The organism is Streptomyces sp. NPDC002785, from assembly GCF_040295565.1.
Lineage (GTDB): Bacteria > Actinomycetota > Actinomycetes > Streptomycetales > Streptomycetaceae > Streptomyces.
Map to the genome: position 1 here is coordinate 11,404 of NZ_JBEOVN010000089.1, position 16,054 is coordinate 27,457.

A 16,054-nucleotide genomic window follows, 5' to 3' on the forward strand; every position below is an offset into this window, starting at 1 on the left:
GCCTGGCTCCCATCGGGTAACGCAACGGGCCTGGGCGGTCCGGGTGGATCGAACTTCAGACGGTGCAGAGGGAGCGACGGCGGGCCGGTAATGGCGTAGGTGTCGTCGGAGCGGGGCACGGGACCTCCTGGCGCACGGGTACGGAAGGGGCTGCGGCTGGACAAGCGGGTGGATGGGCGGACGGGCGGGAAAAGGATTCGGGGACGACAGCGGTCAGAGCTCGACCAGCACCTTGCCCCGGCTCGCTCCCGTGTCCTTGTAAAGACTCCGATAGGCGTCCGGAATGTTCTCGAAGCCGTGGTGGAGGGTGTGTCCGCAGCGAACCTCGCCCCGCCGGATCCTGCCGCCGAGCTCATCGTGGAGCGCGCGCCAGTTCTGATCGGTGAACCATTCCAGCGAGAAGATGCCGCGTACGGATGTGCGCGGGAACATGATGTACGGCAGCAGCCGTGGACCGGTGACCTCCCGGCCGACCTGAGTGGCCCACTGCCAGCACACGGCCACCTGACTGCCGACGTTGAGCATGGAGAACACGGCATCGGTCACCGTGCCCCCCAGATTGTCGAAGTACTTGTCGACTCCGTCCGGTGCGACCCAGGTGAGAGCTTCCCGTACGGCTTCGGCGCTGTCCCCGTGCCGGTAGACGACGACCGCGTCGAATCCCAGCTCGTCGAGGTAATCCGCCTTCTCCGCCGTCGAAGTGGTTCCCACCACGCGGGCGCCCGCGAGCTTGGCCAGCTGGCCGACCAGCGAACCGACGGAGCCGGAGGCACCACTGATCACGACGGTGTCTCCCGAGCGGACCGACATGAACTTGGTCAGGGTGCCCCAAGCCGTCATACCGGGACCGCCCATGACACTCAACGCGGTGGGGAGCGGAAGCGCGTCGTCGTACCAGCTGGGGTCCAGGCGGCGGAAGGCGGGAAAGACCATCGGAAACGTCCCGGTCTGCCAGGGGGTGGCCGCGCCGTTACTGATGAGATGGGTGCGCCAGCCGCCGAACCCCTGCACCAGATCACCGGGGCGGTGGGCCGCCAGTGGACCCGCTTCCAGCACCTCCATGATCGAGTCGGCGCCCATGTGCGCGCCGAGAGGAGTGTCCAGCGCGATGCCCTGGAGGTAGGGGTCCACTGAAACGTAACGCGTCCTCAGCAGCATCTCGTCCGGTGCGAGGTCGACGTCGAGATCCTCCTCGACCAACCCATAGACCCTCTCGACGTCGGGAACGCCTTCGATGTGCTCACGTACCACCCATTTCCTGGCCCTCATCCCATTCCCTTTCTCTCCACAGGAGACAAGCGGCCCTCCATGACGGACTGCGCGTCCGGTCGGGGCCCCACCGGAACGACCAGATGGGTGGGGGGCGGCCCGCTCTCGTCGACGAACGCGGTGAAAGTCCGGCCGTCGTCCCGGCAGATGAACTGCATGACGTGCCGGCCTGCCGCCGCCGCGCGGATCAGGCCGCCCGTCGTCGCCCATACACCGGACTGGTAGAAGTTCCGCAGTCCCGGCAGGCCGGGGCCGTGCTTCTTGATGAGCGTCTCCAGCGTTTCCCCGCTCTCCACGAAGGGCTGCCAGCCGAGCACCGTGCCGTCGTAGTTGCCCGTGTAGCGGACCTGTGTGAGAGGGCTCGACACATCGCGCACGGCGATCGAGTCCGCGATGCCGGGGTGGCGCCGTTCCAGGAATGCCACGAGTACGTCGCGGGCCCGCCGCTTGGCCTCGTAGTACCCGCGGCCGTGGCGTACCGGCAGCGTGTGGAGTTCCTGGCCGCCGCGGGTCCGGGTCGCCTGCTCCGGGCCTTCGTCCAGGGCTCGCCAGGGGGCGATGTCGCAGAAGTAGGTGACGTACGCGATGCTCGTCCCACGTGGGGAGAGTTCCGGGTAATGCCTGCTGCGGAACTGGACGTTGATGCTCGGGTGCCGGATGCCGGTCAGGCCGGCTGCTTCCGCTTCGTCGAGCAGGTAGGTCGTGCAGGGGGCGGCGTCGGGGAAGTCTCGACGGAGGCCGAGGAAGAGTGTGAAGTATCCGGGGAACACCATGCCGGGTTCACGGATGGTCCGGGTGTAGAGGCGGCGGTACGCCTCGTTGAGGTAACGGCCACCGAGCAGATCCATCATCGTGGTGCGGCCGTCGCAGGCCGAGACGACGATGTCGGCGTGCAGTTCGCTGCCGTCGCTCAGCCGTACCCCGACTGCACGGTCGTCTTCGACCAGCACCTTTTCGACCTTGGCGTTGTAGGTCACTTCGCCGCCGAGCCTGCGGTAGCGCCGCTCGATGGACTCGGCCAGTCCAAGCGATCCGCCCTCGGGGACGCCCGCGGAGAGGTTCGCATGCGAGGCGAGCTGGAAGTGGAACGGCAGCACCGGGAACGCCGGATGCTTCTCGTACAAAATGAAGTTGAACGCCTCACGCAGCAGAGGATCCTTGAACCTCGCCGAGTAGTCGGTCATCAGTACGCTGATGGATTTGCGCACGACATTGAAGTACGGGACGAAGGAAGCCAGCATCCGCCATCGCTCCAGCGTCGGCATCAGACCGACCGGTTTGAGGAACGGATAGACGGCGAGGCATTTGCGAAAGGCGCGCAGTTGCTTGCAGAAGTCCCGGATCAAAGGGGCGTCGGCGGGCGAGATGTCCGTCAGATGGGCCTGCAGGCGGTCGGGGTCGGAGTAGAAGTAAACGGCCCGGCCGCACTGGCCGCGCACGACGTTGAACACATCGAAATGCCGTACCTCCTTGCCCTGCAACGCGCCCAGCTCCAGCCAGATCTGGTGCATCTCATTGCCGGGGCCGCTGCCGAGGAGCCAGCTGACACAGGGATCCAGGGTGAAGTCGCCGCGGTCCCAGGCGGTGCAGCAGCCACCCGGCAGTTCATGCATCTCCAGGACATGGGTGCGATAGCCGTTCATCCGGGCGTAGCAGCCGGTGGACAGACCACCGAGCCCTGCACCGATGATGATCATCGACTGTCGTCGTTCGGAACGCGACACGAACCTGTTCTCCTCGGTGTTCATGTGCGGGTTTCCCCGCGCGCGGACCATCTGTCGAGCTGCGGCAGTCGGCCCAGCTTTCCGGGATGCCATGGCTCGCCGCCTTGACTCTCGAACGCCGTGAACCCGCGTTCCAGCTCTTCGCAGAGGTACTGGACGACGAAGCGGCCGGTCGACGCGGCACGGATCAAGCCGCCCATGCCGACCCACTGCCCGGCCATGGAGAATCCGCGCAGGCCCGGCAGGCGCATGCGGTCCTTGCCCACCAGCTTGGCCGCGATGCCGTCGGCCTCGGAGAATGCCTTCCAGGCCAGAATGGAGCCGTCGTGGTTGCCCGTGTAACGCCGGGTCGTCGCTGGGGAAGCGACATCGATCAGCTCGATGCGCTCGGCCGTTCCTGGCAGGCGGCGTTCCAGGAAGTTCCTTACGAAGTCGGCCACTTGGCTCTTCTTCGCCCGGTACTCCTTGCGGTCGACGGCGCGCAGTGCCTTCCAGTAGGCGAAGTCGCTGAAGTAGGTGCAGTGGACCACCGATCTTCCGGGCGGGGCGAATCCGTCCGAGTACTGGGAGCGCAACTGGACCACCAGACTGCTCTGAAGTGCGCCGGGCAGTTGGGCGGCATCCTCGGGAGAGAGCAGGTACGTGGTGCTGTGTGCCCGGTCGGGGCCAAGGTCTCCCTGGACCCCGACGAAGGCCGAGACCACCGCGGGGAACAGGGTGCCCGGACGATACAGCAGCTCGTTGTAGAGCTTGTCGATCCGCGGCCCGGTGAACCGGCCCTGCAGGAGACCGTGGATCGTAGTGTGGCCGTCACAGGCCGAGACGACATGGTCGGCGTAGTACCGTCTGCCGTTGCGTAGTTCGATGCCGACGGCACGCCCGTCCTCGACGAGGATCCGCTCGACCCGTGCCCGGTAGCTGATCTCACCGCCCAGCGTCTTGTACCGCTCCTCGATCGACCGGGCCAGTCCCAGCGAACCTCCTTGCGGGAAACCGGCGTTGTCGTGATGGGCGCTGGCCATGTTGAACAGGTAAGGGAGCAGCGGGAAGCCCTCCGGGTCCTGGAAGAAGATGTTGCGGAACGCCCGGCGCAGCAACGGGTCCTGGAACCGGTCGGCGAATTGGTGCATCGGTGTCGCCGCCGTCCGCCAGAACAGGCGGAACGCGGGCAGGACGGTGCGTAGCGTCGCCGCTCGCTCGCGTACGGTCCGCAGGGCGGGGGCGGTCAGGAACGGGTACAGCTCGATGTCGATGAATCGCCGCAGATCGCGGCAGAACGAGCGGATCAACCGGGCATCGGCGGGCGAGAGATCCAGCAGGTGCCGCTCCAGCCGGTCCGGGTCGTTGTAGAAGACCACCGACCGGCCGGTCTCGTCGACGACTCGGTTGAACATCTCGAAGTTGGTGACGGTCTTGCCGTCGAGCGCCCCCAGTTCGCGCCACACCTGGTGGGCGTCGTTGCCGGCGGCCGTGCCGATCAGCCACTCGATGCAGTAGTCGAAGATGTAGCCGTCGCGCGACCAGGCCGTGCAGCAGCCCCCGGGCAGCACATGCTTTTCGAAGATGCGGGACCGCATCCCGTTCATCTGCGCGTAGCACCCGGTGGACATTCCGGCGACGCCGGCACCGATCACGATGACACGGGGTCTGCCGTCCGGCTCCCGCTCATCGGCACTCCACGCGTCGCCCGCGTCACCGGCCATCGAAGCCGCCCTCCTGGAGGATGCCGCGCACCAGCTCGGCGTTGCGGGCCACATGCTTGGGGTCGAGCATGTCGGCGTGGATTCCGGAGCCGCGCAGCAGGCCCGTCGCCGTGGTGGAGCTGCCGTGCCAGGTGCCGCGTGCGTCCGCGGCGTAGAGCGCTGTCTTCTCCTCGTCCGTGACAACGCTGACTGTCGCGGACACCACACCGAGGTTTGGTGTGCGGCCGCAGAACGCCAGGTACTCCGCGGCGTGGTCAAGGGTTTCGCGGGCGACGATCTCCGAGCCTGTGTGTTTGAGCAGGTGTTCGGCCAGTTCCGCTTCGAAGAACTCGAAGTGTTCGCGGCCGGGGACATAGGGCTCCAGGATGCGGTGCGAGTCCAGGACGATCACATGGGCGACGTCGCGTCCCCTGCCTTCGAGCTCCTTGGCCACCTCGAATGCGAGGTTGCCTCCGAGGGAGTAGCCGAGCAGCAGGCATCTGCCCTCGGGCCGGAGGGATTCGACGAGGTCGGCGTAGCGGGCCACCTTGTTCTCGCCCGGTACGTAGTTGAAGGCGATCAGCCGGTACTCGGGCAGCTGGGCGGCGAACGTCCGGTAGACGAGTCCGTGGCCGCCCGCCGGTGGGAAGCAGAACACCGTCGGCTCCCGGTCGCTGTTGAAGCTCAGGTAGGGCAGGTCGTCCCAGCTGCCGCCGGTGGCGAGACGCTCCACCGTCGCGGCCATCCCGTGCAGGGTTGTGACCCGGTACAGGAGGCTGACGGGGATGCCGACGCCGAACTCCTGCCGCAGCCGGTGGATCAGCTCGATCAGCTTGATGGAGCTGCCGCCGGCCTCGAAGAACTCGTGCGTCAGGCCGACCCGCTCCAGCCCGAGCAGCTCCCTCCAGTGCCGGGCCATGCTCTCTTCGAACGGTGTGCCGAGCATCTCCTCCGGCTCGTCCTCGGCGCCGAACCGGGGTGTCGGCAGGCCGGCGACATCAATCTTTCCGTTGGCGGTCAGTGGCAGTTCCGGTAGGGCGATGAAGTGCGAAGGAACCATGTACGCGGGCAGCAGTCCCGTGAGGTGCCGACGTAGCGCGCGCCGGTCCAGCGCTGCTCCGTCCGCCGGTACGCAGTAGGCGCAGAGCGCGTCCTCTCCCCTGGCGTCGGGGCGTACCGTGACGACCGTCCGGGCCAGCTGGGGCCACTGGGCGAGGTGTGCCTCGATCTCGCCGATCTCGATCCGATGGCCGCGGAGCTTGACCTGGTCGTCGACCCGCCCGAGCAGATGGACCCGGCCGTCCGCGTCCCAGCGCGCCGCGTCGCCGCTCCGGTAGAGACGTACGGGTTCGGCGCCCGGCTCCCGGCTCAGTGTCCGGGTCACGAACCGCTGGGCCGTCTGTGCGGGGTCGCCCGCGTAGCCGAGTGCGACCCCGTCGCCACCGATCCACAGTTCGCCCGGCACACCGGGCGGCACGGGCTCGCCGTGCCGATCGAGCACGTGGAGCGTGCTGTTGCTCAGAGGGCGCCCGATCGGCACCGTCCGGCCGGGTTCGAGGTCGTCGACGGGTCCTTCGAAGAAGGCGCTGTCGATGGTGGCCTCGGTGACGCCGTAGGAGTTGATCAGGCGGGTGTGCGGTCCGCACAGGTCGCGCAGCCGTCGGTATTCCCCGGTCTTCCACGCGTCGGACCCGACGACCAGCAGACGCATGAAATCCATCCGCAGGCCCTGGCGTTCGCAGTGGTCCATGAGGCCGCGTACGACAGCGGGGACGAACTCCGCACAGTCGACGTGCTCGTCGCGCATGGTCCGGTACAGGCGTTCGGTGTCGAAGAGCAGATCGCGGTCGACGAGTACCAGGTTGCCGCCCGAGCACAGCGCACGCACCAGGTCACCGGTGAAGACGTCGAACGACGGGGCCGCCATCTGGAGGTGAACCCGCACGTCACGGTCCAGCTTGTACTCCTGGAGCCAGGCTCCGTACGCCGAGGCGAGGTTCCGGTGGCTGACCCGGACGGCCTTGGGGTGCCCGGTGGAACCGGAAGTGTGGATGACATACGCAGGTGAGTCGAGGCCTGCCAGGTCCTCGGCGCCGGACGCCCCGCGGCCGTCGGCCTCGGGCGCCGCCTCGTACAGCTCGCGCAGGGTCAGCGTCTTGGCCGGCAGTCCTGCCATCCGGTCCCGGCAGGCGTCGTCCTCGACGACGACGAGGGTGGCGGCCGTCGTCCGCACGGTGTGGGCGACGCGGTCGGCCGGGTGGTCGGGCGGGATCGGGAGATAGGCGCCACCGGCCTTGAGCACCGCGAGCAGCGCGACGACCAGGTCGGACGACTTGTCCAGGCACAGCGCCACCACGGAGCCGGCTCCGGCCCCCAGCCCCTGCAGTCGCCTGGCCAGCTCCCCGGAGAGACGGTCCAGTTCCGCATACGTCAGCCGAAGGGCCGTACCGTGATGCACCGGGACCGTGACGGCGACAGCGTCCGGGCACCGGGCGGCGACCGCGCTGATCAGCTGATGCACCGGGCGGACGCCGTCCGCCTCGGGCGCTCCTGCTCCAGGGGGCAGGGCTGCGCGCCCGGCGCCGCTCCACTCACCGACCAGCCGCTCACGCTCCTGTGCGCCCAGCATCTCCAACCGTGTGGTGAGGTGATCGGCCGGTGCCCGGGTCATGCTGTCGAGCAGTGTGGTGTAGTGCGATGCCATCCGCCGCATGGTCTCCGGCAGAAACAGGTCGGTGTTGTACTTGAGAACGCAGTGGAACCGATGCTCCGCCTCATCCTCGTAGACGGACAGAGTGACATCGAACTGTCCCTCTTCCTCGGGGAGTTCGATGTATTCGAGCCGATAGCCGTACTTCTCGGTGGCGACCTTGTGGGTCAGCAGGATGAACATGGCCTGGAACACCGCGGAGCGGCTGGGGTCGTGCTGCAGCCCCAGCTTGTCGACCAGCAGGACGAACGGGTACTCCTGGTTGTCGAGACCGCCCAGCACGGTCGTACGGACCTGTTGCAGCAGCTGGGCGACTGAAGGTGCGCCGGACAGGTCCGCGTGCAGCGGGAGCGGGTTGACGAAGTAGCCGTAGACGGAGGCGAACTCCTGCTCGGTCCGGCCGGTGACCGGGCTGCCCACGACGACGTGGTCCTGACCGGAATACCGCTGCAGGAGCACGTAGTAGGCGCTGAGCAACACCATGAACGGGGTCACGTCGTGCTCGCGGGCCAGGGCGTGAACGCGGGCGGTGAGAGCCGTGTCCAGTACGAAGAACTCCGAGGCCCCGTTGTGTGTCTGCACGGCCGGACGGGGCTTGTCGACGGGCAGCTCCAGGACCGGTACCTCGGCCGGCAGATGCGAACGCCAGTAATCGAGCATGCCTTGCGCCGCGGGACCGGCCAGGAAGCGGTTCTGCGCGTTGAGGAAGTCCAGATAGCGCGCGGTGACCGGCGGCAGCGAGGGCACACGGCCCTGGCGCAACCCCTCGTACACCGCGAGGAGCTCCTCGATGAAAGTGAACGTCGAGATCGCGTCGGAGACGATGTGATGGACCGCCTTCATGATCACCCAGCGGTCGTGGCCACGCTTGAAGAGGCGGAAGCGGAAGAGCGGGTCGCGTTCCAGGTCGTACGGCCTGCGGTACTCGGCCACGATCGTACGGTGGATCTCCTCCCATTCCTGGTCCTGCACGTCGAACAGCGCGATGTCCGGGCTCCGGTCCGACGACACCAGCTGCAGCGGCAGACCGTCCACCGTAAGGAAGTTGGTCCGCAGCGCAGGGTGGCGCGCGACCAGGCAGCGGACGGCCTCGAACATCAGGTCGGGGTCGAGAGCGACGCGTACCTCGACCGCGCCTCCGATGTTGTACGCGTAGCCCTCGGGGTTGAGCTGCCTGAGGAACCACAGGGCCTTCTGGTTCTGCGTCAGCGGATGGCGGAACTCGTCCTCGAAGACCTCCACCGCCGCCGTGTCGTCATTGCCGGCTGCCAACGCCACCGACTCGGCCAGGGCGTCGTGGAGCTGTGCGGTCAGCTCGCCGGCCGATGTACCGCTCAGCAGAGCCACCACGGGGGGAGCGACGCCGAGCTCGGAGCTGAGCCGGGCTCGCAGCTCCATCGCCAGGAGCGAATCGAGTCCCAGCGCGTTGAGGCCGGTCTGCGGATCGATCTGATCCGGGCTCGTCCGGAGCACCGAGGCGGCCACTGCGGTGAACCGCCGGGTCACCAGGGCGAGGCGCTCCGTCGCGTCCGCGTTGCGGAAGGTGTCGAGGATGCCGTCACTCGTCCCGTTGGCCGTCGCGGCTGTGGCTGTCGCCGCCAGTTCGGCCACCAGCGAGGGCGGCGAGGCGTACCAGGACAGGAACACCGGCCAGTCGACGACCGTCGCGACGAGCAACTGGGCCCGGTCCTGGCCGATGACGCGTTCCAGGACCGCCATGCCGACGTCCGGTGCGAGTGAGCTCATCCCACGGCTGTGGAGATAGTGGTCGACGAGCCCCAGCTCCTCGATCATGCCGGTGGCCCACGGTCCCCAGTCCACGCTCAGCCCCGGCAGGCCGAGCGCCCGACGGTACTGGGCCAGCGCGTCCAGGAACGCGTTCCCGGCTGCGTAGTTCGTCTGACCCGCCGTGGTCAAGAGAGAAGCGATCGAGGCGAACAGGACGAAGTGGTCGAGTGGTTCGTCCCGCAGATGCCGGTGCAGCAGATACGCACCCACGGCCTTGGGGTCGTGGGCCTCGGCGAACGTCCGGTGGTCCATGTCCGCGACGAGTGTGTCGCGGACCTGCCCGGCCAGATGGAACACTCCGCGTACCGGAAGCGGGTCGGTGAGCCGGTGAGCTTCGAGCCAGGCCGTGAACGCGGCCTCATCGGTGATGTCGAGCGGTGCCAGGACGACCCGTGCGCCGAGCGCCTCCAACTCCTTGACGAAGGCCACGGCGCGGCCTTCTGCAGTGGCGGGATCGAGACCGCGCCAGGCGGAGCGCTCCGGCAGCGCGGTGCGTCCGATCAGGATCAGACTGCGCGCCCCACGCCGTACGAGTGTCCGGCAGAGCAGCCGCCCGAGCGCCCCGAAGGCGCCGGTGACAAGGTAGTTCGCATCGGCGCGCAGACGCAGCGGAAGGGGGCGCGTCAGCCCTTCGGCCCGCCGCACCCGGCTTGTGAAGCGGCCGGCGCCACGCAGCGCGATCTCCTCCTCGTCGTCGGCCAGGACCTCGCGCAGCAGCGCCTGCGCCTCGGCCTCACATCCCTCGTCTCCCTGCCGGCCGGGATCCAGATCGATCAGCTTGCCACTGTGGGAGATCAGCTCCTGGTGCCTGAGCACCCGGCCGACCCCCCACGCGGGGGCCCCCAGAGGTTCGACGGTCTCGCCGGGCTCGACGTGCTGCGCGCCGCGGGTCACGATGTGCAGCCGGCCGCCGGCCCCGTGGCGAAGCAGCGTCCGGGCGAGCGCGATCAGCGAGTAGGCCCCGGTGCCGCTGTGCCGTACGAGGTCCTGCCGCGAGGCCTCACCGAGGTGTGGCAGGTCGAGATTCCACAGATGCACGATGGTGCCGAAGGACGGCCTGCCGTCCTCGCCGTTGCTGCTGTCCATGCCCAGGTCGCCGAAGAGCTGCTCCAGGTCCGCGGCGGAACCCGGGGCGACAGTGAATTCCCTTCCGTCGTCCCCCTTCCGGTACGAATCTCCCGGACGCACGAGGTGGCAGCGCTCGCCGCGCGCGGCGAGCAGGGCGCTCAGGGCGTCGCCGACGCCTTGCCGATCGGCGAACACCAGCCAGTCGCTGCTGGTGGAGACGGGGTTGTCGGAGTCGGCCTCGTTCTCGGCGGCGTCGAAGGGCCTGTCGATCCAGACGGTCTCGGCGAGCCAGGAATCAATCGTGCCGAGTCCGACCGCCGTGGACGCCTTGTCCACGGCGGCTGCGCGGAAGCCACTGATGCCGCCCAGAGGTTCACCGCAGTCCGCGTAGACGTCGATGTCGCCGACCAGCTCGTCCCCGTCGCTGCGGGTCACCGTGGCATGCACCCAGATCGGCTGGTCTCCCACCGGGGTGAGGCACACCTCGCCGATCGACAGGGGCAGGCGGATCCCGGAGGTCTGCCGGTCCGCACCGTCGTCGAGGAGCTGCGTCGTCAGCAGTGACTGGAAGCAGGCGTCGAGCAGCACGGGATGGATGTGGTGTCGGGCCGCTTCGTCACCGATAACCGCGGGCGGACGGAGCCGGGCGAGTACCTCACCCGAACCGATCCACACCTCTTCGATGGCCCGGAACGCGGGGCCGTAGTCGTAGCCCAGGGCGGCCAGCTCCGCGTAGCAGTCCTTTCCGTCCAGCCGCCGCAGGGTACGTGTCCGGAGGGCGGCGGTATCGACAGGGGGGCCGGCCGGGCGCGGTTGCCCGGAGCGGACGACACCGCTGGCGTGCACCGCCCGGTCGGCCTCGCCCTCCCCTGCCGAAGCGATCGTGAACGTCGCGTTCTGCGACGAGAACGTCAGACGCACGGCCCGGTCCTCGCCCTCGGGCAGGAAGAGCGCTTTGCGGAATTCGATGTCTGCCAGCACGACGTGGGTGCCGCCGGTCAGGGAGCGGACCGCCTGCGTGGCCATCTCCAGGTACCCCGCTGCCGGGAAGACCACGGTGGACTGGATGCGGTGGCCGTCGAGGTAGGGCAGCCGCTCGGTGTCCAGTGTCGTGTGCCAGGTCGGCTCGGTGTGTGTCGTGCGACGGCCCAGCAGAGGGTGGTCGGCGTGGCCGAGGCGGACCTGCGCCACTGGGGCAGGCTCCGTCCAGTAGCGGTCGCGCTTCCACGGGTAGCGGGGAAGGGCCACCGGAGTGCCCACCGGGTGCAGGGTGTCCCATGCGACGGGGACGCCGAGGTTGTGCAGCTCTGCCAGCGAGGCGGCGAAGCGCTCGGGTTCGTTCTCCTGTCGGCGGATCGACGGAAGGGTGCGTACAGCCGTCTCCCGGCCGTCGAGACACTCACGGATGGAGTGGCCGAGCACCGGATGCGGACCGATCTCCAGGAACAGCCCGTACCCGTCGTCGGCGAGCCGGTCGACGGCCGAGCGGAAGCGGACCCGGTCGCGGACGTTCTTCCACCAGTAGCCCCCGTCCAGCTCACTGCCGTGCGCCGTGCCCTCCTGACCCGTCAGATACAGCGGAACCGTCGCAGCCCGGGGGTCCAGCCCGTCCAGTGAGGTCAGCAGTTCGTCCTTGATCGCCTCCATGCCCGCGCTGTGGTACGGGACCTGCACTGTCAGGAACTTGGCGAAGATCTGCTCGGAGCGAAGCCCGTCCGCCAGCTCGGCCAGCGCATCCCGGTCCCCGGCCAGCGTGACCGCCGAGGGGCTGTTGACCGCGGCCACGGACACCCGGTCCCCGTACGCGCCCGCCCGGAGCTGTGCCTCCTTCTCGGACAGACTCACGGCGAGCATCGTGCCGGTCCCGGTCAGCTTCTGCTGGAGCCGGCTGCGGTGCACCACGATCCTGACCGCGTCCTCCAGGGTGTAGACCCCCGCCTCGTAGAAGGCGGCGATCTCGCCGGTGCTGTGACCGACCACGGCATCGGGCCGCACACCGTACTGGCGCCACATGGCCGCGAGTCCCACCTGCAGTGCGAAGTTGGCCGGCTGCGCAAGCCATGTCTCGCCCATGCGCGATCCGGCTTCGTCGGCCGTCATCTCCTCGATCAGGGACCAGCCCGCGAGCTTGCGGACGGCCAGGTCGCAGCGGGTGACCGCGTCCCGGAACACCTCATCGCCCTCGAACAGTTGGCGGCCCATGCCCCACCACTGCGGCCCCATTCCGGTAAACACCCAGACCAGGCCGCGCTGTTCGACGTCGAGCTGCCTTCCCTGGACCACCCGGGGGTGAGGTTCATCCCGCAGGAAGGCGGCGAGCCCCTCCTTCAGATCGGCCCGTGAGGAGTACACGACGGAGAGCCGCGACTCAAGGTGCTGACGGCGGCGTGCAAGCGTGTATCCGAGGTCGGGCAGCGACACCTCGGGCCCGTGGACCCCTGCCAGCTCGCGGTGGATGCCCGCCGCCAGCTCCGGCAGGGCATCCGGGGTCCGGGCGGTCAACGGAAGGAGATTCCAGGCCCGTTCGCCGGGCGCGCTCGGCTGTGCTTCGCGCTCGGGTGCCTGCTCCAGCACGACATGCGCGTTCGTGCCGCCGAAGCCGAACGCGTTCACCCCGGCCCGTGCGGGGCCCTCGTGCTCGGGCCAGTCGGTCGGCTCGGTCGGGATTCGGTACGGGGAGGACTCCCGGTCGATGGCGGTATTGACCCGCTCCAGGTTGATGTGGGGCGCAATACGGCGGTGCTTGAGGCAGAGAACGGTCTTGATCAGTCCGGCGATGCCCGCTGCCGCTTCGGTGTGCCCGATGTTCGCCTTGACCGACCCGACGTAGCACGTGGCACCGGGTCTGCGACCGACAGCCAGCGCCCGGCTCAGTGCGTTCGCTTCGACCGGGTCGCCGACAGGCGTCGAGGTGCCGTGTGCTTCCACGTACTGCAGGGCGCCGGGAGTGATGCCGGCTCCGGCACAGACGCGTTGGATGAGGGCGACCTGGGCATCCGCGCTGGGCACGGTGATGCCATTCGTGCGGCCGTCCTGATTGACCCCCGTGCCGAGGATCACTGCGTGGATCGGATCGCCGTCGCGTACGGCGTCGTCCAGCCGCTTGAGCGCGACCATTCCCACGCCCTCGGCCCGTACATAGCCGTTGGCCGTGGCGTCGAACGTACGCGAGCGGCCGTCGGGCGACAGGAAGCCGCCCTTCGTCTCAGCGATGGTGTACTGCGGTGCCGCATGCAGCAGGACGCCACCGGCCAGCGCGAGATCGGTCTCCCGGTTGTTCAGGCTCTGGCAGGCGAGATGCACCGCGACCAGGGAGGAACTGCACGCGGTATCGACCGACAGGCTGGGACCTCGGAAGTCGAAACAGTACGAAAGACGGTTCGAAACCATCGTCATCATGGTGCCGGTGGCGGTGTGCGCGGCAAGTGAGGCAAAGCTCAGGTCGGAGAACTGGAGGATCTTGTAGTCCAGCGTGAACGCGCCGACGAACACGGCGGTATTGCTTCCGGCAAGCTCCGAGGGCAGCTGACCGCCGTCCTCCAGCGCCTCCCAGGCCACCTCCAGCAGCTTGCGCTGCTGAGGGTCCATGTGGTCGGCCTCACGCGGGCTGATGCCGAAGAAGCCGGGGTCGAACTCGTCGAAACCGTCGATGTATCCGCCTCGGCCGCCGATCAGGCGTCCGGGTTTCTCCTTGTATCTGCTGCCGAGCGTCGTGACGTCGTAGCGGTTTTCCGGTGTCGGTGTGATGCAGTCCTTGCCGTCCATGAGGTTCTGCCAGTACGTGCGGTGGTCCGATGCACCGCCGGGCAGTCGGCAGCCCATGCCGATGATCGCTACTTTGTCGCTCACAGAGGCACTGTTCACGTCGGGCAAGGTCGTACTCCTCAAGTCGTGGCGCAGCGGCACGGCATGGATGCGGGAGGGCAGTGCGGTTTCCAAAGAAGAGAGGCCGGTCAGGCGGAACCGGGCCCGGCCCTCTTCGCACGGCGCCAGGGGTGGAGAAGGGTGGTGGCGATCTCGCCGGTAGGGGGGAACAACTCGGGGTCGCCGATTCCGACCGCGATCGGCTCACGGCCGGACCGCCAGGTGTAGCTGTCGAAAAGGTGGTCCCAGATCGACAGATCCGAGCCGTAGTGGCCCGCCTCGGACAGATCGGTGCTGTGGTGCAGGCGGTGTTGTTCGGGGCTGGCGAGCACATGGTTGAGCCGGCCCATGCGCACGTCGATGTTGGCGTGGACGAAATAGCCCTGGGCGGCCACGAATATACCCACGACGAAGACGGAGTCGTGGGAGAACCCGACCAACCCCAGGGACAGTTGAACGACCCCCTGCGCAAGGACGATGTCGAGAACGTGATTGACACCGTTATTGCCGACGTTGACTTTTTGCGGCACGTGGTGCACACCATGCAGTCGCCACAATATCGGGTTGGCATGACCCAGTCGGTGCACGAGATAACTGGCCAGCGAGCCGGTCAGCAGGGCTGCGGGAATTTCTGCCCAGAGGTTGAACATCTGTTCGCCGGGTGTCGCCGCGGAGACGACTGCCGTTACCGCATATTGCGCCAGGGCGCTGGCCGCCATCGTCAGCAGGAAGTAGACGCCGTACGAACGCCATTCGCTGGGGCTCGGGTGCCAGGCACGCTGATATGGAATCAGACGTTCGAGAACGGTGAGGTAGGCGATGGTGCCGACCAGAAAGAGCGGGCTCACTCGCTCGGGATCCCAGTCGAGACTCAGCGCCGCCGCGGCCACCGAAACCGCGGCCACCAGCAGGAACGGGTACGCCAGCACACGGAGAACAGCACGCGCCGAAGGCACGAGCGAGCTCTCCCGCTGCACGGGACCGGAATCGTTCTGCGGATCACCGCCGGGCAGTGGTTCGCAACTTTCCATCCGCAGCACCTTTACAAAGGAACCAGTGCAGAAGAATGCACAGACCTCGAAGGAGGAACTGATGACTCCCTGCGGGCGCGCTGGACCGACGCGTCGGACGTCAGTATCACGCACCAAACGAATTCGCACCTGGAGACTGATGTGAACTGCCTTGCAGACCCGGCGAACCGGAGCGGGGCCGCCGGGCGATCCCGCCCTGTTTGCTTTTCCCTCCCCGGCGCCCTCAACCGTCGGATTCAAGCCTCATCTCGATGCGTCGGACGGGCGGGACAACATTCGCCACCCCGTCCAATTTTCAATGAACCAGGCGGACCAGGTGGGCGGAATGCGAATAATTCGAGCTTCCACCAAGTGGGTTACTAGTAATACTGATAATCTATTGCGACTTTATAGTTCCTCTCTTTCCGGGTGGGGATCCTTCGATTGGTCGACGCTGTCCAGAGAGAGCGGGGAGAGGCCGACCGGGCCGGAACGGCCTTCCCCTGCCCGCCGGGATCACGCTCGCCGCCGCCGGGACAGCAACGTGGCTTCAGCCCCGGTCCTGGCGATGCAGCGGGGCCACAGGGCTTGCGGACCTCATGTTCGATCGGGCCGGGCTCGCGGGAAGTAATCGGGGCTGCCGTGGCTCATAAACGCCGGATCCAGAATGGTGACCGTGTCAGAGATCGTCTCTTTTGGAGGGTCTCGGTAGTCCGGCACCGTGGTGTTCGGCGTGCCCCGGCTCCCCTACCCAGAAGTCCTCGGTGGTGGCAGCGTTGCGGCCGGTGTCGATCCCTGCGTCGAGACACGGAATGACGAAGACGAACCAACTGGTGATCGCACGCCACGGGTGCCGGGCGCTCCAACGAGTCATGCCTACTCGGCGATTGACGTTTCGCATGCCTCGGGGTGCGTTTACCGAGGACAAGCAACCCAGCC

At 67.7% G+C, this 16,054-nt stretch carries 5 protein-coding genes; all 5 read right to left on the bottom strand.

Features of this window, described 5'->3' with window-relative positions:
* Positions 1-213: 213 nt before the first annotated feature.
* A complete protein-coding gene (locus ABTZ94_RS21085) occupies positions 214-1,269 on the bottom strand; it encodes an MDR family NADP-dependent oxidoreductase (RefSeq protein ID WP_351202583.1) in 1,056 nt (351 codons plus the stop codon).
* Positions 1,266-3,017, bottom strand: coding sequence for a phytoene desaturase family protein (locus ABTZ94_RS21090; RefSeq protein WP_502967277.1), 1,752 nt, complete (start codon positions 3,015-3,017; stop codon positions 1,266-1,268). The genes ABTZ94_RS21085 and ABTZ94_RS21090 overlap by 4 nt, the downstream gene beginning before the upstream one ends.
* On the bottom strand, positions 3,014-4,696 hold the full coding sequence (locus ABTZ94_RS21095) for a phytoene desaturase family protein (RefSeq protein WP_351202584.1): 1,683 nt from the start codon (positions 4,694-4,696) through the stop codon (positions 3,014-3,016). Before ABTZ94_RS21095 ends, ABTZ94_RS21090 begins: the two co-directional genes overlap by 4 nt.
* Positions 4,686-14,114 carry a non-ribosomal peptide synthetase/type I polyketide synthase gene (locus ABTZ94_RS21100; protein WP_351202585.1) on the bottom strand — a complete coding sequence of 3,143 codons (9,429 nt, stop codon included), beginning with the start codon at positions 14,112-14,114 and terminating at the stop codon, positions 4,686-4,688. Before ABTZ94_RS21100 ends, ABTZ94_RS21095 begins: the two co-directional genes overlap by 11 nt.
* A gap of 80 nt (positions 14,115-14,194) precedes the next feature.
* Entirely contained in the window at positions 14,195-15,136 is a 942-nt protein-coding gene (locus ABTZ94_RS21105; RefSeq protein ID WP_351202589.1) for a sterol desaturase family protein, read from the bottom strand.
* Between the last annotated feature and the right edge of the window lie 918 nt (positions 15,137-16,054).